Annotated in this window: 23 protein-coding genes; 10 read left to right on the top strand and 13 right to left on the bottom strand. The window is 61.2% G+C overall.

The window, feature by feature from the left end:
• Nucleotides 1-88 precede the first annotated feature (88 nt).
• A complete protein-coding gene (locus tag BLU24_RS02270; protein ID WP_093097086.1) occupies nt 89-2,932 on the top strand; it encodes a class I adenylate cyclase in 2,844 nt (947 codons plus the stop codon).
• An 8-nt stretch (nt 2,933-2,940) separates the two neighbouring features.
• On the opposite strand, the gene rnk is transcribed toward BLU24_RS02270, so the two are convergent.
• The 3 genes from rnk to cyaY all read right to left on the bottom strand — a co-directional run bounded on the left by rnk (nt 2,941) and on the right by cyaY (nt 4,047).
• Nucleotides 2,941-3,360 carry a nucleoside diphosphate kinase regulator gene (gene rnk, locus BLU24_RS02265; RefSeq protein WP_093097081.1) on the bottom strand — a complete coding sequence of 140 codons (420 nt, stop codon included), beginning with the start codon at nt 3,358-3,360 and terminating at the stop codon, nt 2,941-2,943.
• A 126-nt stretch (nt 3,361-3,486) separates the two neighbouring features.
• Nucleotides 3,487-3,711 carry a DUF1289 domain-containing protein gene (locus BLU24_RS02255; RefSeq protein ID WP_093097072.1) on the bottom strand — a complete coding sequence of 75 codons (225 nt, stop codon included), beginning with the start codon at nt 3,709-3,711 and terminating at the stop codon, nt 3,487-3,489.
• A 3-nt stretch (nt 3,712-3,714) separates the two neighbouring features.
• Complete coding sequence (cyaY, locus tag BLU24_RS02250; RefSeq protein WP_077575013.1) at nt 3,715-4,047, bottom strand: iron donor protein CyaY; 333 nt, start codon at nt 4,045-4,047, stop codon at nt 3,715-3,717.
• Between the two features lie 306 nt (nt 4,048-4,353).
• On the opposite strand from cyaY, the gene lptM reads away from it, so the two are divergent.
• From lptM to BLU24_RS02220, 6 genes are read left to right on the top strand one after another with little or no spacing between them, the layout of a single operon-like run.
• Nucleotides 4,354-4,524 (top strand): LPS translocon maturation chaperone LptM, encoded by a 171-nt coding sequence (lptM, locus tag BLU24_RS02245; protein WP_090287444.1) that lies wholly within the window; start codon nt 4,354-4,356, stop codon nt 4,522-4,524.
• A gap of 9 nt (nt 4,525-4,533) precedes the next feature.
• Nucleotides 4,534-5,781: a diaminopimelate decarboxylase gene (gene lysA, locus BLU24_RS02240; RefSeq protein WP_093097067.1), complete on the top strand. Its 1,248-nt coding sequence runs from the start codon at nt 4,534-4,536 to the stop codon at nt 5,779-5,781.
• Nucleotides 5,782-5,784: 3 nt separating this feature from the next.
• Nucleotides 5,785-6,615 (top strand): diaminopimelate epimerase, encoded by an 831-nt coding sequence (gene dapF / locus BLU24_RS02235; RefSeq protein ID WP_090287448.1) that lies wholly within the window; start codon nt 5,785-5,787, stop codon nt 6,613-6,615.
• 13 nt (nt 6,616-6,628) lie between these two features.
• On the top strand, nt 6,629-7,354 hold the full coding sequence (locus BLU24_RS02230; RefSeq protein WP_090287450.1) for a DUF484 family protein: 726 nt from the start codon (nt 6,629-6,631) through the stop codon (nt 7,352-7,354).
• Between the two features lie 2 nt (nt 7,355-7,356).
• A complete protein-coding gene (gene xerC, locus BLU24_RS02225) occupies nt 7,357-8,256 on the top strand; it encodes a tyrosine recombinase XerC (protein WP_093097063.1) in 900 nt (299 codons plus the stop codon).
• On the top strand, nt 8,253-8,960 hold the full coding sequence (locus BLU24_RS02220) for an HAD family hydrolase (protein WP_093097058.1): 708 nt from the start codon (nt 8,253-8,255) through the stop codon (nt 8,958-8,960). The genes xerC and BLU24_RS02220 overlap by 4 nt, the downstream gene beginning before the upstream one ends.
• Before the next feature lie 183 nt (nt 8,961-9,143).
• On the opposite strand, the gene sutA is transcribed toward BLU24_RS02220, so the two are convergent.
• The 4 genes from sutA to glnK form a co-directional block, all read right to left on the bottom strand.
• Complete coding sequence (gene sutA / locus BLU24_RS02215; protein WP_016772583.1) at nt 9,144-9,470, bottom strand: transcriptional regulator SutA; 327 nt, start codon at nt 9,468-9,470, stop codon at nt 9,144-9,146.
• A 102-nt stretch (nt 9,471-9,572) separates the two neighbouring features.
• Entirely contained in the window at nt 9,573-9,998 is a 426-nt protein-coding gene (locus BLU24_RS02210) for a secondary thiamine-phosphate synthase enzyme YjbQ (RefSeq protein WP_093097054.1), read from the bottom strand.
• A gap of 215 nt (nt 9,999-10,213) precedes the next feature.
• Nucleotides 10,214-11,551 carry an ammonium transporter gene (locus BLU24_RS02205; RefSeq protein ID WP_093097049.1) on the bottom strand — a complete coding sequence of 446 codons (1,338 nt, stop codon included), beginning with the start codon at nt 11,549-11,551 and terminating at the stop codon, nt 10,214-10,216.
• A 36-nt stretch (nt 11,552-11,587) separates the two neighbouring features.
• Nucleotides 11,588-11,926 (bottom strand): P-II family nitrogen regulator, encoded by a 339-nt coding sequence (gene glnK, locus BLU24_RS02200; protein ID WP_002555808.1) that lies wholly within the window; start codon nt 11,924-11,926, stop codon nt 11,588-11,590.
• Nucleotides 11,927-12,340: 414 nt separating this feature from the next.
• Here glnK and BLU24_RS02195 point away from each other — a divergent pair, with 414 nt between their 5' ends.
• Nucleotides 12,341-12,601 (top strand): accessory factor UbiK family protein, encoded by a 261-nt coding sequence (locus BLU24_RS02195; RefSeq protein WP_093097044.1) that lies wholly within the window; start codon nt 12,341-12,343, stop codon nt 12,599-12,601.
• Nucleotides 12,602-12,736: 135 nt separating this feature from the next.
• Here the strand turns inward: BLU24_RS02195 and BLU24_RS02190 are convergent, their stop codons facing one another.
• The gene (locus tag BLU24_RS02190; RefSeq protein WP_093097040.1) at nt 12,737-13,042 is read right to left on the bottom strand and encodes a HigA family addiction module antitoxin; all 306 of its coding nucleotides are present in this window, start codon (nt 13,040-13,042) and stop codon (nt 12,737-12,739) included.
• 7 nt (nt 13,043-13,049) lie between these two features.
• Nucleotides 13,050-13,328 (bottom strand): type II toxin-antitoxin system RelE/ParE family toxin, encoded by a 279-nt coding sequence (locus BLU24_RS02185; protein ID WP_093097036.1) that lies wholly within the window; start codon nt 13,326-13,328, stop codon nt 13,050-13,052.
• A 324-nt stretch (nt 13,329-13,652) separates the two neighbouring features.
• Here BLU24_RS02185 and BLU24_RS02180 point away from each other — a divergent pair, with 324 nt between their 5' ends.
• Nucleotides 13,653-15,146, top strand: coding sequence for a YifB family Mg chelatase-like AAA ATPase (locus BLU24_RS02180; RefSeq protein WP_093097031.1), 1,494 nt, complete (start codon nt 13,653-13,655; stop codon nt 15,144-15,146).
• On the opposite strand, the gene BLU24_RS02175 is transcribed toward BLU24_RS02180, so the two are convergent.
• The 3 genes from BLU24_RS02175 to BLU24_RS02165 all read right to left on the bottom strand — a co-directional run bounded on the left by BLU24_RS02175 (nt 15,143) and on the right by BLU24_RS02165 (nt 19,664).
• Complete coding sequence (locus tag BLU24_RS02175; protein ID WP_093097027.1) at nt 15,143-16,357, bottom strand: aldose 1-epimerase family protein; 1,215 nt, start codon at nt 16,355-16,357, stop codon at nt 15,143-15,145. The genes BLU24_RS02180 and BLU24_RS02175 overlap by 4 nt on opposite strands.
• 219 nt (nt 16,358-16,576) lie before the next feature.
• Nucleotides 16,577-18,553, bottom strand: coding sequence for a methyl-accepting chemotaxis protein (locus tag BLU24_RS02170; protein ID WP_093097023.1), 1,977 nt, complete (start codon nt 18,551-18,553; stop codon nt 16,577-16,579).
• A gap of 190 nt (nt 18,554-18,743) precedes the next feature.
• Nucleotides 18,744-19,664, bottom strand: a complete 921-nt coding sequence (locus BLU24_RS02165; protein ID WP_093097020.1) for a LysR substrate-binding domain-containing protein — start codon at nt 19,662-19,664, stop codon at nt 18,744-18,746.
• 156 nt (nt 19,665-19,820) lie between these two features.
• Between BLU24_RS02165 and BLU24_RS02160 the strand changes: the two genes are divergently transcribed.
• A complete protein-coding gene (locus BLU24_RS02160) occupies nt 19,821-21,215 on the top strand; it encodes a NorM family multidrug efflux MATE transporter (protein ID WP_093097016.1) in 1,395 nt (464 codons plus the stop codon).
• A 108-nt stretch (nt 21,216-21,323) separates the two neighbouring features.
• Here the strand turns inward: BLU24_RS02160 and BLU24_RS02155 are convergent, their stop codons facing one another.
• On the bottom strand, nt 21,324-22,997 hold the full coding sequence (locus BLU24_RS02155; protein WP_093097010.1) for a putative bifunctional diguanylate cyclase/phosphodiesterase: 1,674 nt from the start codon (nt 22,995-22,997) through the stop codon (nt 21,324-21,326).
• Between the last annotated feature and the right edge of the window lie 14 nt (nt 22,998-23,011).

Genomic DNA, 23,011 nt, shown 5'->3' with positions numbered 1-23,011 from the left:
TTCAGCTAAAAGTCCCGCTGCGCTACGGCTAAACTGCCTCCCATTCCGAGACCTCTACGTCCGAGCCTGCGAGCCGGTTTGAGCTGACATGACGCGCACCCACGAAATCCGCCCCGACCTGGACGAGGGCATTGACCGCAAGACGCTCAGCCAACTGCGCGCGCGTTTTCTCAAACTCAATGAAGGCCGCCTCGGCCGCGCTCTCGAAGGTCTATCGACCCGGCAGCAGAGCGTGCTGACGCTGCTGCCGCTGTTCTTCCACGTCAATCACCCGCTGCTGCCCGGCTATGTCTCGGGCAGTACGCCGGCCGGCCTGTCGAATTACGAGCCGGACGCCGACAGCCTCGCCGAAGCCCAGCGCCTGACCCGCTCGTTCTCGTACAAGCCGCGCCATGGCAGCAACCCGCCGCGACCGATTCAGGGCCTGTTTCTGATGGGCAGCCTCGGCACGCTGGCTCAGGCCGACCAGAGCGACATGGACGTGTGGGTATGCCACGCGCCGGATCTGAGCGAAAGCGAACTCGCCGAACTGCAGAGAAAATGCCAGTTGCTCGAAGCCTGGGCCGCAAGTCAGGGCGCCGAGGCGCACTTCTTTCTGATCGATCCGGTGCGCTTCGTCAAAGGCGAACGCGACTCGCAGCTCAGTTCGGAAAACTGCGGCAGCACGCAGCACTTTCTGTTGCTGGACGAGTTCTACCGCACCGCCATCTGGCTGGCCGGGCGCACGCCGATCTGGTGGCTGGTGCCGGTGTATGAAGAAAGCGCCTACGACGCTTACACCCACACGCTGCTGTCCAAACGCTTCATTCGCGCTGACGAAACCCTTGATCTCGGGCCCATAGCGAGCATTCCGCCGGGCGAGTTCATCGGTGCCGGGTTGTGGCAACTGTTCAAGGGCATCGAGTCGCCGTACAAATCGGTGCTCAAGCTGTTGCTGACCGAGGTCTATGCCAGCGAACACCCGCACGTGCAGTGCCTGAGTCTGCGTTTCAAGAAAGCCGTGTTCGCCAATCAGCTGGACCTTGATGAGCTGGACCCGTACATGGTCGTGTACCGGCGCATCGAGGAATACCTGATTGCCCGCAATGAGCCGGAACGCCTCGAGCTGGTGCGTCGCGCGCTGTACCTCAAGGTCAACCGCAAGCTCACCGGCAACAGTCGCACCCAGAGCTGGCAACGCTCGCTGCTCGAGAGACTGGCCAACGAGTGGCATTGGGATCAGCGGCAACTGACCCTGCTCGACAGCCGCAGCCAGTGGAAAGTCCGCCAGGTCAGCGCCGAACGCCGCGCGCTGGTCAATGAACTGAATTACAGCTATCGCTTCCTCACCCAGTTCGCCCGCACCGAGCAGACCGTCAGCCTGATCAACAAGCGTGATTTGAACGTCCTCGGTCGTCGCCTGTACGCAGCGTTCGAGCGCAAGGCCGACAAGGTCGAGTTCATCAACCCCGGCATCGCCCCGGATCTGGCCGAAGACACCCTGACCCTAGTGCAATCGCGCAATAAAAAGGAGCCGGGGCAAACCCAGTGGGGCCTGTACAACGGCAGCCTGACCGCGCTGGAGTGGGAACACTTCGCGCCGATCAAGCGCAGCCGCGAACTGCTCGAACTGCTGACCTGGTGCCACCGCAACGGCGTGATCGACAGCAGCACGCGACTGGCCCTGCATCCGGGCAACAGCGACCTGAGCGAATTCGAACTGTTCAACCTGCTCGGCAGCCTGCAACAGTGCATCGCCCTGCCCTTGCCCACCGTGGCCGAGGAAGCGCTGCTGCGCGCCGCCGTGCCGAGCGAGGTGCTGATGCTGGTCAACGTCGGGATTGATCCGCTCAAACATCATCGCGACCTGAACATCCTGATGACCACCGAGCGCACTGACTCGCTGAGCTACGCCGGCGTGCGCGAAAATCTGGTGCTGACGCTGGATCAGGTCACGCTCAACAGCTGGAACGAAGTGCTGGTCAACCGCTTCGACGGGCCGCACGCCTTGCTCGACTGCCTGCGCGATTACCTCAACAATCTGCCGCGCGGGCCGTTACAGCCGTCGTTGAAAGTGCGCTGCTTCTGCCACAACCGCGCGCAATTCATTGCCCGTCGCGTCGAAGAAATCGTCGACACCGCACAGACCCTGCTGCTCAGCGAACTGAATCATCGTTACCTGATTCAGGTGCAGCAGCACTATCACGTGCTGGAACTGGTGCCGGGCCAGGTCAACCACGTGGCGCTCGCCACCCTGCCGGCACTGCTCGACTACCTCGGCGAGGAACAATCGCGCTACAGCCCGCTGCACCTGGACCCGATGGCACTTGAAGAACACGATCTCGCGCTGATCCTGCCGATGGGCCAGCCGGAATGCATTCAAGTGTTTTTCCGCACCAGCGAACAACACGCCGAGCTGTACGTGCTGGATGAGCACAACGCGCTGTGGCAGCAACATTTGCCCTATCACGACGAGCAAAGTCTGTTGGTGCCCTTGCAGCGTTTCCTGCAATCGATCCTGTTCCGCCGCGAAGCCGTGCTGCCGATGGAGGCCGGCTCCGACAGTCGCCTGGAAATTCTATATTACCAGTTGTTGCCCTCAGGCCCGGGACGCGCGCGCCGGGTCGAAACACGGCCGGCGCCGCAGACGCCGGTCAATGAGCCGTTCTATGACGTACAAGCCATCGTCGGCAAAGCCTCACCGGGCGAAGTGCAGGTCACCTTGTATTGCAATCAGCGGGAATTCAGCGAGCTGGAGCATGGCGACCAGTTGTTCAGCGTGGTCGCCCGCGAGATCGTCGGGCAGCGCCGCGAAGCCGAGCGCTACCGTTGCTACATCACCGACCTCGACCTGTCTGGCCTGCTCGGTGACGGGCAGAGTTCGAGCAATCTGTATCTGCGTTACAAGGCTGACCTGGAGCGCGCGCTGAACGAAGCGCTTGAACAGGTCTGACGCGGGGCTTATTCGGGAAAAGCGCCACCGTTGGCCGGCTGCGACTCGACTTCCAGCAGGGTCAGCTTGAGGGTCTTGCCACCCGGTGCCGGCCAGTCGATGTGCTGACCGACCTTCAGGCCCAGCAGCGCGCTGCCGACCGGGGCGAGAATGGAGATCTTGCCTTCATCGGCGTTGGCGTCCTTGGGATAGACCAGCGTCAGGTGGTAATCCTTGCCGCTGCCTTCTTCGCGGCAATGCACGCGGGAATTCATGGTCACGACGTCAGCCGGCACTTCATCGTGGCCGACCACGGTGTCGGCGCGATCCAGTTCGGTTTGCAGCGCGATCACGCCCGGCGCAGCCTGGTCTTTCTCGCTCAGGCTGTCGATCAAGCGCTCCAGACGTTGCACGTCAAGACGGGTAAGGGTGATGGAAGGTGCGGTCATGATCCGGGCAGACTCCTTTCTTCTGCACAAAAAAAGCAAAACCCCGCCAAAAAAGACGGGGTTTTTACCAGGCCTCGATGGGTTGAGGCGTGTCCGGACACTATCACAGCTCAAAAAATATACAAGTCACGCCCCACTGGACAGCTTGCGCTGTGACGCCTGGGCGACGATGACCCGGCGCCGCTGATCATCCGCCGAGCGCCATTCGCGAATGTCTTCGACGTGGCGCGCGCAGCCGAGACAGACTTTCTGTTCGTCCAGTCTACATACACCCGTGCACGGCGAAGGCACCGCCGGGCTGACGTTGCTGTAAAGCGGTTTTGGCGGGCGAACAGGCGATGCATCGGTCACGAATCACAGACCTTCGAAATCGAATTCAGCGCCAGCCTGCTGCTTGACGATGCGCTCGAGCATCTCGCCCAATTGCTCTTCACTCTTGTCGCACATCCAGCGCTCGCTTTCTTCGTCGTAGTCGAAGTGAAAGCCGCCGGACACCGCCGCCAGCCACAGCTGACGCAGCGGCTCCTGGCGGCTGAAGATCAGTTGGCTGCCGTTTTCGAACTTCACGGTCAGCACACCGGCCGAGCTTTCCAGGTCGATGTCCAGGTCGCTTTCATCAAAGATGTCTTCCAGTTTTTCCTGGGTTTCATCGACCAGATCGTGGAAACGGGCTTCGGACAAACTCATTGCGGCAACCTCAAAAATTGTCTGATCAGGCTCAAGCGCCGAAAGATACGGACGCTGCCAGCCGATTGCAAAGGATAACGACCAAGCGCCTTTCCCACCCCAAACACTGATCCTTGCAGGAGTGAGCCTGCTCGCGAATGGCCGGTACATTCAACATCACTGCTGACTGACACACCGCTATCGCGAGCAGGCTCACTCCTGCAGAGCTTTGCGCGAGCCCCGCCAGACGGGAGGGCCATTACATAGGCAAGCTGCCGGGTGGCCGGTATACTCCGGCGCAATTAACGCATTTTCAAGGATTTCGCCATGAAGCGCCTGATCTCTTCCCTTGCTGCGCTCGTCGCGGTTGCCTGCCTCGTTTCGGCCTGCGGTCAAAAAGGCCCGCTGTACCTGCCCGATGACAATCAGGACCCGGCCGAACAAGCCCAATCGTCGCAAAAGCAGCCGTCCAAAGCACACAAGCACGACGTTTACTAAGGGATCGCCATGGACGCTTTTAACTACCGCGGCGGCGAGCTGTTCGCGGAAGGTGTGGCGCTGTCGGCCATCGCCGACCGCTTCGGCACCCCGACCTACGTCTACTCGCGCGCGCACATCGAAGCCCAGTATCTGGCCTACGCCGATGCGCTGGCCGGCATGCCGCACCTGGTCTGCTTTGCGGTCAAGGCCAACTCCAACCTCGGCGTACTGAATGTCCTGGCCCGTCTCGGCGCCGGTTTCGACATCGTTTCCCGTGGCGAGCTGGAACGTGTGCTGGCCGCTGGCGGCAGCGCCGACAAGATCGTGTTCTCCGGCGTCGGCAAGACCCGTGACGACATGCGTCGCGCCCTCGAAGTCGGCGTGCACTGCTTCAATGTCGAATCCACCGACGAGCTCGAGCGCCTGCAAGTGGTCGCCGCCGAGCTGGGCGTGCGTGCGCCGGTTTCGCTGCGCGTCAACCCGGACGTCGATGCCGGCACCCATCCGTACATTTCCACCGGCCTTAAAGAGAACAAGTTCGGCATCGCCATTGCCGACGCCGAAGACGTGTACGTGCGCGCCGCGCATCTGCCGAACCTGGAAGTGGTCGGCGTCGACTGCCACATCGGCTCGCAACTGACGACGCTGCCGCCGTTCCTCGATGCACTCGACCGTTTACTGGATCTGGTCGACCGCCTCGGCGATTGCGGCATTCACCTGCGCCATATCGATCTCGGTGGCGGTTTGGGTGTGCGTTATCGCGATGAGGAGCCACCGTTGGCCGCCGACTACGTCAAAGCCGTCCGCGAACGCCTCGAAGGCCGTGATCTGGCGCTGGTGTTCGAGCCGGGCCGTTTCATCGTTGCCAACGCCGGCGTGCTGCTGACCCAGGTCGAGTACCTCAAGCACACCGAACACAAGGATTTCGCCATCGTCGACGCGGCGATGAACGACCTGATCCGCCCGGCGCTGTATCAGGCGTGGATGGACGTCACCGCGGTGAAACCGCGCGAGACCGCCGCCCGCACGTACGACATCGTCGGCCCGATCTGCGAAACCGGCGACTTCCTCGCCAAGGACCGTGAGCTGGCGCTGGCCGAAGGCGACTTGCTGGCGGTGCACTCGGCCGGTGCCTACGGTTTCGTCATGAGTTCCAACTACAACACCCGCGGCCGCGCCGCCGAGGTGCTGGTAGACGGTGATCAGGTTTTTGAAGTGCGCCGCCGCGAAACCGTGGCCGAGCTGTTTGCCGGCGAAAGCCTGCTGCCGGAGTAACCCATGCTGCTGCGTTTTACCAAAATGCACGGCCTGGGCAATGACTTCATGGTTCTCGACCTGGTCAGCCAGCACGCGCACATTCAGCCCAAACACGCCAAGCAATGGGGCGACCGCCATACCGGCATCGGTTTCGACCAGTTGCTGATCGTCGAAGCGCCGAGCAACCCGGACGTGGATTTCCGTTACCGGATCTTCAATTCCGACGGTTCCGAGGTCGAGCAGTGCGGCAACGGTGCGCGCTGCTTCGCCCGGTTCGTGCTCGACAAGCGTCTGACTGCGAAACGGCAGATCCGCGTCGAGACCAAGGGTGGCATCATCGAACTGGACGTGCGTAACGACGGCCAGATCGGCGTCAACATGGGCGCGCCACGTCTGGTGCCGGCAGACATTCCGTTCGAGGCGCCAGCGCAGGCCAGCAGCTATCAGCTGGAGGTCGACGGCACCACCGTCGAACTGGCGGCCGTGTCGATGGGCAACCCGCACGCGGTACTGCGCGTGCAGGACATCAACAGTGCACCGGTGCATGAGCTGGGGCCGAAAATCGAACACCATCCGCGCTTTCCGGCGCGGGTCAATGTCGGTTTCCTTCAGGTCATCGACCGCCACCGTGCGCAATTGCGCGTATGGGAACGCGGCGCCGGGGAAACCCAGGCCTGCGGCACCGGCGCATGCGCGGCGGCTGTCGCGGCCATCAGCCAGGGGTGGATGGATTCGCCGCTGTTGATCGACCTGCCCGGCGGGCGTCTGTCCATCGAGTGGGCCGGCCCCGGCCAACCGGTGCTGATGACCGGTCCGGCAGTGCGTGTATACGAAGGACAAGTGCGTCTTTGAGTGAGCAGAAACCATGACCGATAAGCCTCAGGTACCCGCCCGACAGTCCGACGAATCCGCGTCCGCGAACCTGGAAGCGGCAGCAGTCGCCGCCTACCTGGAGGCTCATCCGGACTTCTTCGTCGAGCACGAAGAACTGCTGCCGGCCATGCGCATCCCGCACCGTCGCGGTGACACCGTGTCGCTGGTCGAACGGCAGATGACCATCCTGCGTGATCGCAATATCGAGATGCGTCACCGCCTCTCGCAGCTGATGGATGTTGCCCGCGATAACGATCGCCTGTTCGACAAGACCCGCCGGCTGATCCTCGCCCTGATGGACGCTTCCAGCCTGGAAGACGTAGTGATCAGCGTCGAAGACAGTCTGCGCCAGGACTTCCAGGTGCCGTTCGTCAGCCTGATCCTGCTCGGCGACAACCCGGCACCGGTCGGTCGCTGGGTCACTCACGCCGACGCGCAGGTCGCCATCGGCGGCCTGCTCACTGAAGGTAAAAGTGTCAGCGGCAGTCTGCGTGAACACGAGCTGGACTTCCTCTTTGGCGAAGAACAGCGCAAGCAGATAGGCTCGACTGCCGTGGTCGCGGTCAGCCATCAAGGCATCCACGGCATTCTGGCGATCGCCAGCCGCGATCCGCAGCATTACAAAAGCTCGGTCGGCACGCTGTTTCTCAGCTACATCGCCGAAGTCATGGGCCGCGTGCTGCCACGGGTCAACAGCTCCTTGCGTTCGGTACGCTGAACATGGAACGGCAACTGGACGCTTACTGCGAGCACCTGCGCAGTGAGCGGCAGGTGTCGCCGCACACGCTGTCGGCCTACCGCCGCGACCTCGATAAAGTCCTCGGCTGGTGCATCAAACAGAACATCGGCAGCTGGACCGCGCTGGATATCCAGCGCCTGCGCAGCCTGATCGCTCGCCTGCATGCGCAGGGCCAGTCCTCGCGCAGCCTCGCCCGCCTGCTGTCGGCCGTACGCGGGCTCTATCACTACCTCAACCGTGAAGGCCTGTGCGATCACGACCCGGCCACGGGTCTGGCGCCACCGAAAGGCGAACGTCGCCTGCCAAAAACCCTGGATACCGACCGCGCGCTGCAACTGCTCGAAGGTGCCGTTGAAGATGATTTTCTGGCACGACGCGATCAGGCGATTCTCGAACTTTTTTATTCCTCGGGCCTGCGCCTTTCCGAACTGACCGGTCTCAATCTCGATCAACTCGATCTGGCCGACGGCATGGTTCAGGTGCTCGGCAAGGGCAGTAAAACCCGTTTGCTGCCGGTGGGCAAAAAAGCCCGCGAAGCCATCGAACGGTGGCTGCCGCTACGCGCCATGACCAACCCGGCGGACGATGCCGTGTTCGTCAGCCAGCAAGGCCGGCGCCTTGGCCCGCGAGCGATTCAGGTGCGCGTCAAACTGGCTGGCGAGCGCGAACTGGGGCAGAACCTGCATCCGCACATGTTGCGGCATTCTTTCGCCAGCCACTTGCTCGAATCCTCGCAGGACCTGCGCGCGGTGCAAGAATTGCTCGGTCACTCCGACATCAAGACCACGCAGATCTACACCCACCTGGACTTCCAGCACCTGGCCGCGGTCTACGACAGTGCCCACCCCCGGGCCAAACGCATGAAAGGCGATGATTCATGAGCATTCAGTTGATCACCTTCGACCTCGACGACACCTTGTGGGATACCGCGCCGGTGATCGCCAGCGCCGAAACCGTCCTGCGTGAGTGGCTTGCCGAGCATGCAGTGAATCTGGGCGCGGTGCCGGTCGAGCATTTGTGGTCGATTCGCGAACGCGTACTGAGCAGCGAGCCCGGTCTGAAACATCGCATCAGCGCCTTGCGCCGTCGCGTGCTGTTCCATGCGCTGGAAGAATCCGGTTACGCCCACGGCGAGGCGTCAGAGCTGGCGGACAAGGCCTTTGAAGTGTTCCTGCATGCGCGGCACCAGATCGAGGTGTTCCCCGAAGTCCAACCGGTGCTGGAGATCCTCGCCAATCATTACGCGCTGGGCGTGATCACCAACGGCAATGCCGATGTGCGCCGGCTGGGGCTGGCGGATTTCTTCAAATTTGCCTTGTGCGCCGAAGATATTGGCATCGCCAAACCGGATGCGCGGCTGTTTCATGAAGCGTTGCAGCGCGGCGGCGTGGGTGCCGAGGCGGCGGTCCATATCGGCGATCATCCCGGCGATGACATTGCCGGTGCGCAGCAAGCAGGGTTGCGCGCGGTGTGGTTCAACCCGACGGGTAAGGTCTGGGAAGCGGAGCGCGCGCCGGACGCCGAGATTCGTAGCCTGACGGAATTGCCTGCCGTGCTCGCACGTTGGAATGCCCCCTCGAACTAACGCAGTTCCCCTGTAGAGTGAGCCTGCTCGCGATAGCGGTGTATCAGATACATCTAATTGAATGTCACACCGCAATCGCGAGCAGGCTCACTCCCACAGGGGATTTGGTGGCCGCTCCATTTATTTCAGACATGAAAAAGCCCGCAGCGACGGCGGGCTTTTTCAGCAAGCGAGCGACACGCCTCAGATAGGGCGGCTGCCGTACTTGTTGTCCGGCTTCTTGGGCGGATCGGCGACCACATTGGCCTCCACCTCCTGCACCTTGCCACCGCGCGCAAGGAACTCTTCCATGGCCTTGGCCAGGGCATCGCGCTCCTTGTTCTTGGCTTCAATGCTCGGCAACTCATCCACCGACACCGCAGCCTTGGCTTTGCCTTTGGCAGCCGGGGCCGGCGTATCGTCACCGCCATCGTCTTCAGCAACGTCTTCCGCTGCTGCTTCCAGACCTTCTTCGGCCTCGTCTTCGTCGCCTACTTCGAGGTCGTCGTTTTCCAGATCATCGTCGCTCATGTTCTACCTCATGACTTGCGAAAAGCAGATTAGTTATAGACCAGCTTTGGCGACTGTCGAAAGTCGCCGGAAAAAAATCGGTAACCATTGATGACCAATGGTTCATGCCCCTTCACCGTGCAAGGTGGCGAGGACTTTACGGGCACCGCCATGATCACGGTGCTCGCCCAGATAAACGCCTTGCCAGGTTCCCAGTGCCAGGCGACCTGCCGAAACCGGCAGACTGATCTGGCAGCCAAGCACGCTGGCCTTGAAGTGCGCCGGGAGGTCGTCCAGGCCTTCGTCGTTATGCTCATAGCCGTCTGTTCCTTGTGGGATCAGACGATTGAAAAATCGTTCGAAGTCGCGACGTACCGCCGGATCGGCGTTCTCGTTGATGGTCAACGACGCCGAGGTATGCTGCAGCCACAAATGCAACAGACCGATCCGACACTTCCTGAGTTCAGGCAGGTTTTCGATCAGCTCATCCGTTACCAGATGAAAGCCCCGGGGCCGCGCCCGCAGGGTTATCAGAGTCTGTTGCCACATACAGTTCTCCGCACGTTCGGGGCGCATTCTAGCGCGCTCTGGGAAAAAACAAAGGCCCTAATATTCCTGCAATCATGTAAGCCATTCGCCGGGTAAAAACGCCACGGGTAAACACGACCAAAGCTGTACGAAAAATCCTTTCAGCTGCTCTCACAGTGACAAATCGCGGACAAAAAAATGCCCGGCGAGCCGGGCAATTTTTTTCCTGCGCGTATTTACAGGTTGTAGCCGCGTTCGTTGTGCTGTGCCAGATCGAGGCCGACCGATTCTTCTTCCTCGGTCACGCGCAGACCCATCACCGCGTCCAGGACCTTGAGGATGATGAAGGTGACGATCGCGGTGTAGATCACCGTGAAGCCGACGCCTTTGATCTGAATCCAGACCTGTGCGCCGATGTCAGTCACGGTGCCGAAGCCGCCCAGTGCAGGCGCTGCAAACACACCGGTGAGGATCGCGCCGAGGATACCGCCGATACCGTGTACGCCGAACGCGTCCAGGGAATCGTCATAACCGAGTTTGCGCTTCAGGGTGGTGGCGCAGAAAAAGCACACCACGCCTGCCGCCAGACCGATCACCAGTGCGCCCATCGGGCCTACGGTGCCAGCGGCCGGAGTGATGGCGACCAGGCCGGCAACCACACCCGAGGCGATGCCCAGCGCGCTTGGCTTACCATGGGTGACCCATTCGGCAAACATCCAGCCCAGCGCCGCAGCGGCGGTGGCGATCTGAGTAACCAGCATTGCCATGCCGGCAGTGCCGTTGGCGGCCGCAGCGGAACCGGCGTTGAAGCCGAACCAGCCGACCCACAGCATGGCGGCGCCCATCAGCGTGTAACCGAGGTTGTGTGGAGCCATCGGCGTGGTCGGGAAGCCTTTGCGCTTGCCCAGCACCAGGCACGCCACCAGACCGGCGATACCGGCGTTGATGTGCACCACGGTGCCGCCCGCGAAGTCGAGTACGCCCCAGTCCCACATCAGGCCGCCGTTGCCGGACCAGACCATGTGCGCAATCGGTGCATAAACGAGGGTGAACCAGATGCCCATGAAGATCAGCATCGCGGAGAACTTCATGCGCTCGGCAAATGCACCGACGATCAGCGCCGGGGTGATGATCGCGAAGGTCATCTGGAAGGTGATGAACACCGCTTCAGGGAACAGCGCCGCCGGGCCGGTAATGCTCGAAGGCGTGACACCGGCGAGGAACGCCTTGCCCATGCCACCGAAGAACGAATTGAAGTTGACGACGCCCTGCTCCATGCCGGTGGTGTCGAACGCAATGCTGTAGCCATAAATGACCCACAGGATGCTGATCAGACCGGTAATGGCGAAGCACTGCATCATCACGGAAAGTATGTTTTTCGAGCGGACCATGCCGCCGTAGAACAGCGCCAGGCCAGGAATGGTCATGAACAGCACAAGGGCTGTCGAGGTGAGCATCCAGGCAGTGTCGCCGGAATTGAGGACTGGGGCTGCCACTTCGTCTGCCGCCATTGCAAGGCCGGGCATTACGATGGACAACAGGGCTCCTAGCCCTGCGAATTTACGCAGAGTCATATTGTTTTCTCCTGGGGCGTTGGGGTTTGTGGCGGCTTAGATCGCGTCGGTATCGGTTTCGCCGGTACGGATGCGGATCGCCTGTTCCAGATTGACCACGAAGATCTTGCCGTCACCGATCTTGCCGGTGTTGGCGGCCTTGGTTATCGCTTCGATAACCCGGTCCAGATCCTTGTCGTCGATGGCCACGTCGATTTTCACCTTGGGCAGAAAATCGACCACATATTCCGCGCCGCGATACAGCTCGGTGTGACCCTTCTGCCGGCCGAAACCTTTGACTTCAGTAACGGTAATGCCCTGCACGCCGATTTCGGACAGCGACTCGCGCACGTCGTCCAACTTGAACGGCTTGATGATGGCAGTGACTAGCTTCATGAAACTCTCTCCCGAATTGGTGGACTTGCCCCAGGAAAACAAACCCGACTCAAGTCTAAGCGCAGTGCCTGGCTTTGTAACGCATCGTCGGCCTTGCCTGCCCGACTGACGCCAGCTAACCGCATCCAGACGAAACTCCCCGCTCCGTCTGCCGCACTGCATTCGTCACAGCGACTGCATCAGTGCATGGGTCGAAGGTGACTAAGCAGAAACCTTGCCATCTCGCCAAAACCCTATGATTTCAGTCCCTTGGCCGCTACAGCAGACACTCTTGCGCAAACCGCCGTGCCGATACGCACAACAACGGTGCGCCGCCGTCCGTAGGCCTGCGCGAAAAGCGTGCATCTCTGACCACGGGATTGACTATAGACACTGCGTGATACACTGCCGCCCATTGTTTCCAGGACATCCACCATGCTCGCGCCCAAAGACTTCCTCGACGCCCTGAGCGGCACCGCCTCCCGCCTGTTCAGCGGCGACACCCCGCTGCCGAAAGCCGAAATCGAAAGCCAGTTCAAGATGCTGCTGCAAAGCGCCTTCAGCACACTCGACCTGGTCAGCCGTGAAGAGTTTGATAGTCAGATGGTGGTGTTGGCCCGAACGCGTGCACGGCTTGAGAGCCTTGAAGCGAAAGTTGCCGAGATGGAAGCGAAGCTGGCGCCGCCTGCGGAATAATCCGCGCCCCCCAGGAGCTGCCGAAGGCTGCGACCAGATAGCAAAAAAGGCGTCCAAAGGACGCCTTACAAATGTTCTCTGAGAAAGAGTTACCGCAACTCTTGAGTTCCCACCCGTGCGACCTTGAATTCGGATTCAAGCGCAATGTGCCAGCCGTTCAACCTGATCACGGATGGAAGCTCCTTTCTCAATCTCAGCTTTTCGCAAATCATAAGTCGATTGCAGGTTCAGCCAAAACTCAGGGGTGGTGTCCAGGCAGATAGCAAGCCTTAACGCCATATCAGCGCTGACACCTCGCCGCTGTAGAACAATATCGTTCACCGTCGGAGTCGACACATTTAGTGCTCTCGCCAACGCAGCTGCTGTAAGACTCAAAGGCTCCAGATACTCTTCTTTGAGGATCTCACCGGGATGAACCGGACGCATACCATTCTTAGTCATAGTCACCTCAGTGATAATCGACGATTTCCACACCCTCAGGACCATTAAGCCCCCAGACGAAGCAAATTCGCCATTGGGCGTTGATCCGAATGCTGAATTGCCCTTTTCGATCTCCTTCCAGAGCTTCGAGCCGATTTCCAGGAGGAGACCGGAGATCAGCTAATACTGCTGCCGCATCAAGCATCGTCAGCTTGCGTTCCGCGACACTCAATATGGCTGACCAGAAACGGGATTTACCGCTGCGGAACAGGTATTCGGTTTCAGAACATCCGAAGCTAACGATCATAGGTTAAAGCTTAACGTTATGCATTAATCTTGAGTGTATTCGCGGAAGTCATCAAAGCAAACAGTCCATCCTGTGATTTGGGTGTTCTTTCAAGACTCTCAGAAATGGACTACTCACGCGGCCCGCATCCTCACCGAATCCGTTGCTTTCTCCTACATAAATAACTCGTATGTCCGCTTGCAGTACTGGATAGATTCCTTGCGATTTGTTCCAGCAACATCCTGAGAAATTTTCGCGCTCCGCTCGACCCGCTTAAGCCTCCTCTTCCAACTACCCTTCAAAAACCCGCAGGAAGCGGCCCCCGATTCAGCTCAAGGAACGACCATGTCCCTCTCCATCGTCCACAGTCGCGCCCAGATAGGCGTGGAAGCCCCCGCTGTCACCGTCGAAGTCCATCTGGCTAACGGTCTGCCGTCGCTGACCATGGTCGGGCTGCCCGAGGCGGCGGTGAAGGAGAGCAAGGATCGGGTGCGCAGCGCGATCATCAATTCCGGGCTGCAGTTTCCGGCGCGGCGGATCACATTGAATCTGGCGCCAGCGGATCTGCCCAAGGATGGTGGGCGCTTTGATCTGGCGATTGCCTTGGGGATTCTCTCGGCGAGTGTGCAGGTGCCGTGTCTGACGCTGGATGAGGTGGAGTGTCTGGGCGAACTGGCGTTGTCCGGCGCGGTACGGCCAGTGCGCGGCGTGTTGCCGGCAGCCTTGGCGGCGCGCAAGGCTGGGCGCGCGTTAGTGGTGCCGCGGGCGAATGCAGAAGAAGCGTGTCTGGCTTCGGGACTTAAGGTGTTTGCGGTGGATCATTTGCTGGAGGCTGTGGCGCATTTCAACGGGCATACGCCGGTTGAGCCTTATATCTCTGACGGCTTGATGCATGCCAGCAAGCCCTATCCCGACTTGAATGAAGTGCAGGGTCAGAAGGCAGCCAAACGTGCGTTGCTGATCGCGGCGGCTGGCGCGCATAACCTGCTGTTCAGCGGGCCGCCGGGAACGGGCAAGACGTTGCTGGCAAGTCGTCTGCCGGGGCTTCTGCCGCCGCTGGCCGAGAGTGAAGCGCTGGAGGTCGCGGCGATCCAGTCGGTTGCCAGCGGTGCGCCGCTGACCCATTGGCCACAACGCCCCTTCCGCCAACCGCACCATTCGGCATCCGGGCCGGCACTGGTCGGTGGCAGCTCGAAACCGCAACCCGGAGAGATCACCCTCGCCCACCACGGCGTGCTGTTTCTCGACGAACTGCCGGAGTTCGATCGCAAGGTATTGGAGGTTTTGCGCGAACCGTTAGAGTCAGGGCACATCGTGATTGCCCGAGCCAAGGATCGCGTGCGGTTTCCCGCGCGGTTTCAGTTGGTGGCGGCGATGAATCCGTGTCCCTGTGGATATCTTGGAGAGCCGAGCGGCAAGTGTTCATGCACACCGGACATGGTCCAGCGCTATCGCAACAAACTGTCGGGGCCGCTCCTCGATCGCATCGATTTGCACCTGACGGTGGCGCGCGAGGCGACGGCGTTGAACCCGCAGGTGAAGCCGGGCGAAGACAGTGCCAGCGCTGCCGCGTTGGTTGCCGAGGCCCGTGAACGACAGCAAAAAAGGCAGGGCTGCGCCAATGCCTTTCTCGATTTGCCAGGACTGAAGCGCCATTGCAAGTTATCCACAGCCGATGAAACCTGGCTGGAAACCGCCTGCGAACGTCTGACCCTGTCGCTACGCTCGGCGCATCGCTTGCTCAAGGTTGCCCGTACTCTGGCAGACCTCGAGCAAGCCGACGCCATCAACCGTGAGCACTTGGCCGAGGCGCTGCAATATCGGCCGGCGACGCCTTAATGCGCGGTCAGATCAACCAGCGGCGTCTGCCGAACCTCGGTTTCACGCCCGGCCTGAATCTCGGTCACACGCTTCAGGGCGTTATCCACGGCCCCCTTGTCCGCGAGCAGGCTGTAACTGATCTGGAACTGCTGGCTGGCTTTCGGCGCAATGGTCGGCACCAGATTCAGCGGACGCTGATAGCGGCGGTTGTAGGAAAAACTCGTCCCCGGTTCCAGGCCGGTGACATAGCCCTGCCCTTGGGTATCGGTATTTTTCCACAGGGAAAACACCGGCAGCTGCGAGGTATTGAAGCCGACCGAGACGCCAAGGCTACCGGCCTTGTTATGCAGCACGGTCAGCGTTTGCCCCTTGGCATCGGCATAGGGCACGACGTTGTAGACAGTTTCGTCGTAGTCCTTGGTCGGCCCGCGATAGGTCTGCCAGTCGGCCAGATCACCCTTGGCCTTGTCGTTGAATGGCGAGACCTGTTTGACCGGCGCGGCAAAGCGGGCGCCTTGCTCAAGAAACGGCGTGCTGAAGTTGCTGTGATACAGCGCCTGATATTCCTTCGGATAATCGCCGTTGTTGGTCAGCGTATCGTTGAGGCTGAAGGCGGCGCTGCCTGGAACCGTGACCAGTTCGGTGGCCACGGAGAAATCGACTTTCTTGAACGCCTGCTCTTTCAGCTCGCCACGCAAGCTGATGGCATACGGCGGTTTTTCGTCGATGTGCAGGGTGACGGTACTGGCCGGGATATTGGCGGCGCGGCCGTGCAAAGTCAGCAGCTCACCATTGTCCATGCCCGGATGGCCGACCCACTCATAACCACAGCGGGTCACCAGTTCGTTGAAGCCTTCCAGCCAGCCGAGGCCACCGCGTCCGTTGAGTTCGATGAAGGCCGGGTTGACCACCTCCTTGACCGGCGAATCCCAGCCCATCCGCACGTCGCCGACGGACGCCTGCAAGACGTTCATGCCACGGGTCGGCACTACGGAGAGTTTCATTGTGCCGTTATCGATGTCGACGATGCTCACGCCTTCCTGCCGGCCGCCGTGCAGGGTGCGCAGGCCGACGGAAAAGGGTTTGTCGGTTTTCACGCCCAGTTGCGCGCTGGTGATGGTCCAGTTTTGCGCGGGTTTGTTGGTGTCGAGAAGGACGTAATCCCAGGCCATGGCGTGGGAAGCAGCAGAGAGTGCGCCGAGTGCGAGGGCGAGTTTGAGCGGGGTCATGGCAGCAGCCTTTATTGGAGTTGTGCCATTTTTATAGCGCTGCGGAAACGATTCAGCAAGTAGAGAGGGAAGACATCAGCAGTGGTTTGCCATGAATCGGCGGCGCTGCATTCGCGAGCAAGCTCGCTCCCACAGGGTTTTCGGGTGTTCACACAATGTGTGTTCTACCCCGAAAACTGTGGGAGCGAGCCTGCTCGCGATAGCTATTTCAGAGGCGCATCAACGAAAGCGATCAACCTCGGAACGCAAATCCGCCGCCAGCTTCTCCAGCTCTTTGGCGGTCACCGCGAGGTTGGAAACAACCTCACGCTGTTCACTGTTAGCCAGCGCAATGCTCTGCAAGTTGCTGCTCAGCAATGTCGCCGTGCTGCTCTGCTCCTGTGTCGCGGTGGTGATCGCGGCAAACTGCTGGCCCGCCGAACGGCTCTGCTCATCGATCCGCGCCAGCGCCGAGGCGACATTGGCGTTGCGCGACAGGCCTTCCTGCATCAGCACATTGCCCTGCTCCATGGTGCTGATCGCGTTGCCGGTTTCCTGCTGGATGCTGTGAATCATGCTGGAAATTTCATCGGTGGCCTGACGGGTACGCGAGGCCAGGCTGCGCACTTCGTCGGCGACCACGGCAAAGCCGCGACCCTGCTCACCGGCACGCGCCGCTTCGATCGCCGCGTTGAGTGCCAACAGGTTGGTCTGCTCGGCAATCGAGGTGATCACGCCAACGATGCCGCCGATTTCCTGGGAACGCTGACCGAGGGTGTTGATTACGGTGGCGGTGCTGTGGAGGGCGCCGGCGATTTGCTCAAGCGACGACGAGGCTTCTTCCATCGAGCTGCGGCCGATCTGCGTCTGCTGAGCATTTTCCTGGGCCAGACGCTGGGTGGCGCTCATGTTGTCGGCGATGTTCAGCGAGGTCGCGCTGAACTCTTCCACCGCGCCGGCCATGCTGGTGATCTCGCCGGACTGCTGCTCCATGCCGTCATAGGCACCGCCGGACAGCCCGGACAACGCCTGCGCCCGGCTGTTGACCTCTTCCGAGGAGCGACGGATGTGCTCGACCATGGTCGACAAGGCCTGGCTCATCTGGTTGAACGCACGGGACAACTGACCGATTTCATCGTTGCTCGACACGTTCAGACGTACGCTCAGATCACCCGCGCCCAACGCTTCGGCCTGCCGAACCAGATCGCTCAACGGCGCCAGTTTGCTGCGCAGCAGCCAGACTACCGAACCGACCGCCAGCAACATCGCCAGCAGACTGCCAATTGCCAGTTGCGTGCCGACGCTCCAGGTCACCGCGCGAATCTCGGCTTTCGGCATGCTCGCCACCACCGACCACGGGCCACCTTCGAACGGCACGGCAATGCTGTAGAAATCTTCGCCGTTGTCGCTCCAGAACTCGCCTTTACCCGGAGTTTTCACCAGTGCGTTGATGGCTGGCACCGCTTGGTCCAGCGACTGGACACCGGCGATCGGCACCAGCCATTTATTCTGCTCGTCGAGCAGGGCCAGCGAGCCGGTCTGGCCGATGCGGAAGCGCTTGAGGTTGGCGAACTGGGCGTTCTGCGCGTCGGTGTAATCGAAGCCGACATACAACACGGCAATGATCTTGCCGCTGCCGTCACGCACCGGCGTGTACTGCGACATGTAATAGCGCTCGAACAGCAGCGAGCGGCCGACGTAACTCTGCCCCGCCATCAACTTCGCGTACGCCGGGTTGGCATGATCGAGCACGGTGCCGATGGCGCGGGTGCCGTCCTGCTTGCTGACGTTGGTGCTGACGCGAATGAAGTCTTCGCCGCTGCGCACGAACACCGTAGCCACACCGGCGGTCATCTGCTTGAACTCGTCGACTTCCTTGAAGTTGTTGTTCAGCACTTCGTTGCCCAGATGCAGGCCTGGGGTCTGCACGCCGGCCACGGTCACGGGCTGGTCAGGGTGCACGCTCAGGCCGCTGCCGAAGCGCTTTTCGAACAAGCCGCTCAGGCGCAGGGTGCTTTCACGCAAGGTGCCGTGGAACGTGCTCAGTTGGTCGGCCAGCAGCCGCGCCTCACTGGCCAGATGCTCTTCACGGGTGGCGAGGTTGGCAGAGTCCAGCGAACGCAGGGCGAACACCGTACTGCCGCTGATGACAATCGCCAGTATCACGGCGAGGGCGAGGCCCAGCTGCGAGGCGATCCGAGCACGAGGTTGAGACATGAACAGCTCCTGGCCGAGCCACCGAATCCTCCTTGATCGCGGTAAATGCCCGGGAAAATATTCTAATAATGGGGGTGCAGCCTGGAACCGGCACGACGGTTCCACTTGCTCATAGTCGGCGGTGAATCCGAATACTTGAGCGCGCAACGTGGGTATGGCTTAAGGCCTGCATTGTCGCCGCTCCAACGTTTCAGCTCAAGCGCGCCACCGCTGGCAGTTCCATGGCGCGAACTTCGCCCTGGAGGAAGTCACTGAGGCGGCGCAAACGTTCACCTCCGGGACGGGTTTTCGGCCACACCAGGTAATAGTTCAGGCCACTGGCGACCGCCGTCGGCCACGGCAGGCTCAGACGTCCTTGGGCGACATCTTCAGCCACCATCAACAGATCGCCCATCGACACGCCGTAGCCGCGCGCCGCAGCGATCATCCCCAGTTCGAGGGTATCGAACACTTGCCCGCCCTTGAGTGAAACCTGATCCGACAATCCCATGCATTCCAGCCAACTGCGCCAGTCGCGACGGTCCGGGGTCGGATGAAGCAATTCGGTGGTGGCCAGCCGCTCCACATCCCACGGTTGGTCGTTGAGCAGATTAGGCGCACCGACAGGAATCAGCTCCTCGGCAAACAACAGGCTGGCTTCCCAGTCCGGCGGAAAATGGCCGTCGCTCAGCAGCACGGCGCAATCGAACGGTTCATCATTGAAATCCACCGAATCGATGTCCATCCACGCGCTGGTCAGTTGTACTTCGTTGCCCGGCTGCAAATGGCGAAAGCGACTCAGGCGCGCCAACAGCCAGCGCATGGTCAGGGTCGACGGCGCCTTCATGCGCAGGATGTCGTCTTCGGCGCGCAAAGTGTTGCAGGCGCGCTCCAGCGCAGTGAAACCTTCGCGAATGCCCGGCAATAAAAGCCGCGCGGCTTCGGTCAGTTGCAAATTGCGCCCGCTGCGCTGAAACAACCGGCAGGCAAAGTGTTCTTCGAGGGTGCGGATATGTCGACTCACTGCACTCTGGGTAATCGACAACTCTTCAGCAGCGCGGGTGAACGAGCTATGCCGCGCCGCCGCTTCGAATGCGCGCAGGGCATACAACGGTGGAAGGCGACGGGACATGTGCAAGGCTCCAGTGGCGGGATGCGGCCAACTTAGCAGAATCGGCGCTGGATGAGTTTTAATCATGCCACCCATCCTTTTTATCCCTTTGTGCAATTACGCCCACACGCCGAGAATCGATGCTCTCCTGTTCCCTCTGAATCGAGTGGTGATGACATGCAGCATCCTGTGCGTAGCGAACTCTGGGCCATTTTGCGGCTGGCCGGGCCGCTGATCGCTTCCCAGTTGGCGCACATGCTCATGGTGCTGACTGACACGCTAATGATGGCGCGCCTGAGTCCCGAGGCCTTGGCGGGCGGAGGCCTGGGCGCGGCGAGCTATTCGTTCGTGTCGATTTTCTGCATCGGCGTGATCGCCGCCGTCGGCACGCTGGTGGCGATTCGGCAGGGTGCCGGCGATATCATCGGTGCGGCGCGCCTGACCCAGGCCGGTTTGTGGCTGGCGTGGCTGATGGCGCTGGGGGCCGGCCTGTTGTTGTGGAACCTCAAACCGGTATTGTTGCTGTTCGGCCAGACCGAAACCAACGTCAATGCCGCCGGGCAATTTCTGATCGCCCTGCCCTTCGCCCTGCCCGGCTACCTGAGCTTCATGGCGTTGCGTGGTTTCACCAGTGCGATTGGTCGAGCGACGCCGGTGATGGTCATCAGCCTCGCCGGCACCGTGGCCAACTTCTTGCTCAATTACGCCTTGATCACCGGCATGTTCGGCCTGCCGCAGCTCGGACTGACCGGTATTGGCCTGGTCACGGCGATTGTTGCCAACTGCATGGCACTGGTGCTGGCCTGGCATATCCGTCGGCATCCGGCGTACGACGCTTATCCCTTGCGTGCCGGGCTGGCGCGGCCCAACCGGCAATACCTGAAAGAACTGTGGCGCCTCGGCCTGCCAATCGGCGGCACCTATGCGGTGGAAGTCGGTTTGTTTGCCTTCGCCGCGCTGTGCATGGGCACCATGGGCAGTACGCAAATGGGCGCGCACCAGATCGCGTTGCAGATCGTTTCGGTGGCGTTCATGGTGCCGGCCGGAATGTCCTATGCGATCACCATGCGCGTCGGCCAGCATTACGGCGCCGGGCAACTGATTGACGCGCGCATGTCCGGTCGCGTCGGCATCGTCTTCGGTGCAGTGGTGATGCTCGGTTTTGCCTTGGTGTTCTGGCTATTGCCGAACGAACTGGTCGGGTTGTTCCTTGACCATGACGACCCGGCGTTTGCCGAGGTGATCCGCCTCGCGGTCAGCCTGCTGGCCGTGGCGGCCTGGTTCGAGCTGTTCGATGGCACGCAGACGATCGCGATGGGCTGTATTCGCGGGCTCAAGGACGCCAAGACTACGTTTCTGGTCGGGCTTGCTTGCTACTGGCTGATCGGCGCGCCGGCGGCGTGGTGGATGGCGTTCCACCTGAACGGGGGGCCGACCGGGGTCTGGTGGGGGCTGGCACTCGGGTTGGCGTGCGCGGCGGTGAGCCTGACGCTGGCGTTTGAGTGGAAGATGCAGCGGATGATTCGGCGCGAGCCGCAATCTCAGGGCTTCAACATCCCTCAAGCCGAATGAGGTCCCCTGTAGGCCTTCGCCTGCTCGCGATAGCGGTGTATCAGACAATGCGAATGTCGGCCGTTGGAAAGCTATCGCGAGCAGGCGAAGGCCTACAGGGACAGATGTTCAGCTCACGATTTCCAGGGCTGGCTGCTGACTCGATCCAGACACCAGGTACTCCACCAGCTCCGCCAGCGGCAACGGCCGGCTGATCAGGTAACCCTGCACCTGATCGCAACCGAACCCGCGCAGCAGTTCCAGTTGCTCGGAAGTCTCCACGCCTTCGGCCACCACTTCCAGCTGCAGGTTGTGCGCAAGATTGATCATCGCGTGCACCAGTTTGCGGTTCTCTTCACGCTGTTCCATGCCGCCGACAAAACTTTTGTCGATCTTCAGCAAGGTGATCGGCAGGCTGTTGAGGTGTACGAATGAAGAGAACCCGGTGCCGAAGTCATCCAGCGAAAAGCGCACGCCGAGGCGGCCAAGGGCGTCCATGGTCTGCTTGACCAGATCGCTGCGGCGCATCACCGCGGTTTCGGTCAGTTCGAATTCCAGCCATTGCGCCTCGACCCCGCGTTCCAGAATCAGACGGCTCAAGGTCGGCAGCAACTGGCTGTCCTGAAACTGGCGGAACGACAGGTTGATTGCCATGTGCAGCGCCGGCAAGCCTTGCCCGCGCAGCGCCTGCATGTCGCGCAGGGCGCGGGAAATCACCCAGTAGCCCAGCGGTACGATCAAACCGCTCTGCTCGGCCAGCGGCACGAATTCGCTCGGTGGCAACAGGCCGCGTTCGCCATGACGCCAGCGCACCAGGGCTTCGAGGCCGACGATCTGGCCATCCTCAAGATTCAGCCGTGGCTGGTAATGCAGCTCCAGCTCATCGCGCCGCAGCGCCCGGCGCAGCTCGCTTTCCAGATCGGCCATGCTGCGCGCGTTGCGGTTGATACGCTCGTTAAAGATATGAAAGGTACAGCCCTGAGTGCTTTTGGCTTGCTGCATGGCAATGTGCGCGTGCCACATCAGCGGGTCGGCACCGGCCTGCGCGCGGGCGTGGGCGATGCCGAGGCTGGAGCCGATCAACAGGCTCTCGCCATCGACCCAATACGGTTCGGCCAGCGCTTCGGTAATGCGCTCGGCCATCCACTCGGCCCGCTCCGGCGCACGGCGGGTGTCGATCAGCAAGGCGAATTCATCGCTGCCCAGGCGCGCCAGTTGATCACCGGCCTCCAGCTGGCTTTTCAGCCGTGCGACCACTTGCAGAATCAGCCGGTCGCCGGCCTGATGGCCGAGGGCGTCGTTGGCATGGCGAAAATTGTCGAGATCGAGATGCCCAAGGGCCAGGCCACGGCCGTCGTTTTCCGCCAGACGCGCCGTCAGCAAGGTCTGGAAACCCTGGCGGTTGGCGATACCGGTCAGCGGATCCTGTTCGGCCAGGCGCTGCAACGTGTTTTCGAGCACGCCGCGCTCGCGCACATGGCGCAGGCAACGGCGCAGCATGCCGGCGTCGAGGACATCGAATGCCAACCAGTCACTGACCCCGTCCGGCGCCGTGGCCGGTTCGTGATCGAGCAGCAATACCGTCGGCAGGCTGCAACGGCCCGGTGCCGGTTGCAACGCAGGAATGGTCAATAACACCGCATGGCGGTTGTCTTCGAACAGGCTGCTGACCGACTCCCAGCTCGGCGCGCTGATCAGCACCGCCGCGCTCCCCATGGGCGCCAGACACTCGCGCAATAACGCTGTCCACGCTGGCTCTTCGGCCAGTAACAGCAAACGCAAGGGCTCGACAGGCGTAGACAAGCTGACTCCCTAGA

It is taken from the genome of Pseudomonas sp. Z003-0.4C(8344-21), from assembly GCF_900104975.1.
Lineage (GTDB): Bacteria > Pseudomonadota > Gammaproteobacteria > Pseudomonadales > Pseudomonadaceae > Aquipseudomonas > Aquipseudomonas granadensis.
This window is presented reverse-complemented; position numbering and strand designations above follow the sequence as displayed.